This window comes from Oleiphilus sp. HI0086 (assembly GCF_001635225.1).
Window position 1 is genome coordinate 1 of sequence record NZ_LWFZ01001278.1, and the last position, 834, is coordinate 834.

General features: G+C 42.6%; 1 protein-coding gene. It reads left to right on the plus strand.

Features of this window, described 5'->3' with window-relative positions; genetic code table 11:
• Positions 1-834 (plus strand): AAA domain-containing protein (locus A3756_RS21985; RefSeq protein ID WP_156490685.1); only part of this gene is annotated, 834 nt, incomplete at both ends.

An 834-nucleotide genomic window follows, 5' to 3' on the forward strand; every position in this document is an offset into this window, starting at 1 on the left:
TATAAGTATGCAAAGAAGAATAAGAACCTTGCCTATGAAAGAATCCTTAAAGAGTTCGATGTTTCTTACAAACTCGTATCGATAAAGGGTGCCAGGCCACGAAAATTCGTTTCAGCACAGCAGGCTGGGGAGTGGTATCGATTTGTTCCAGAAAAAGGCGCCAATGTAGTGGCGCTGAGGCGTGACGTCAGTTTCATAAAGGACAAAAGATCAGATGAACGAGTGAACAAACGTTTCGAATATCTCAAAAGGCTATCTCGTTGTTTCGAAATAAAGGAAGAGGGTAAAGAGCCTAATCAGTATCTCGAAAACTACTACAAAAATTTAGGCGGTGTCGAAACTGAATCTGCACTGGCTAAGTACCTGGCTGGTGAGCTTGGGCAACGGTTCGAATTACCCAAGAAGGTATTGTTTCCCTTTGGGCTTAATCCTTCGCAGAAAAGTGCTGTTGAAAATGCACTGACAAACCAGATTAGTGTGATTGAAGGCCCTCCAGGAACAGGTAAGACACAAACCATTCTAAATATTATTGCTAATGCAGTAAGTGAAGGGCAGACCGTAGGAGTAGTTTCCGGAAATAACTCAGCTACGGATAATGTCGCTGAAAAGCTTGAAGCTAACGGATTTGGCTTTCTTACAGCAGCGCTTGGTAATGATGGTAGAAAGACAGCATTCTTTTCGAAGGAATTTGTAGAGCCTCAAAAACAAGGCTGGGTAATAACGACTGATGTTCTTGCTGCTAAGGAGGCTCATTTTAAAATGATCTCCACAAAGCTGGAAGAGGTGCTCGTGCTGGAGAATGAACTAGCAGAAATCAAGCAAAAGAAACTGGAT